Annotated in this window: 1 pseudogene; it reads left to right on the top strand. The window is 60.0% G+C overall.

From position 1 onward, the window contains the following. Nucleotides 1-40: 40 nt before the first annotated feature. Nucleotides 41-795: pseudogene (locus tag M5B99_RS29650) on the top strand (transposase); the annotation flags it as partial.

Here is a 795-nt window from a genome sequence, read left to right as displayed (position 1 = left end):
TTTCCTGAAAACGCAGATCGGGGGCGGAAAGAGACTGTTCGTGCCGTACTATTCACCGGAACGCAAAGCCGCATTGCTCAAAATGCTGCTTCCCCCACTGAGCCTGTCGATGGCCGAGGTTGCTCGGCGCGAAGGGGTCAGCGACATGTCATTGGCCAACTGGCGCAGAAAGGCCCGCTCTGAAGGAAACGCAGTGTCCGAGAACATCCCATCGGCCCAGAACTGGACAGCCGAAGCCCAGTTTGCCGTCGTCCTTGAAACCGCCGGCTTGTCCGAAATTGAACTGGCTGAATACTGCCGTCGCAAAGGCCTGTACCCCGAGCAAATCAAGGCGTGGCGGCAAGCCTGCATCAACGGCCAGAAGGCAGACAAAGCGCAGCAAAAAGACGATCGCGAGCAAGCCCGCAAGGACAAGAAACGCATCCAGGAACTGGAGCGCGAGCTGCGCCGCAAAGACAAGGCGCTGGCTGAAACCGCCGCGTTGCTGGTGCTGCGAAAAAAGCTCAACGACTACTGGGGGATCGACAACGAGGACAACTGACCGCCTTGCCGGAACGGCAATTACTGGTGACCTGGTTGAGTGAAGCCCGGATGGCCGGCGCCCGGAAAATCAAGGCCTGCCAGGAAGTCGGTCTCTCGCTCAGAACCGTGCAGCGCTGGACTGAAACTGAGGCGGTTCAGGCAGACGCCCGAACGACCACGGTACGACCCAGGCCGCGCAATGCGCTGAGCGAGGTCGAACGACAAGCGATCCTAAACGTGTGTAACAGCCCGGGCTACGGCCATTTGCCGCCG

This window comes from Pseudomonas sp. MWU13-2100 (assembly GCF_023242365.1).
Lineage (GTDB): Bacteria > Pseudomonadota > Gammaproteobacteria > Pseudomonadales > Pseudomonadaceae > Aquipseudomonas.
This window is presented reverse-complemented; position numbering and strand designations above follow the sequence as displayed.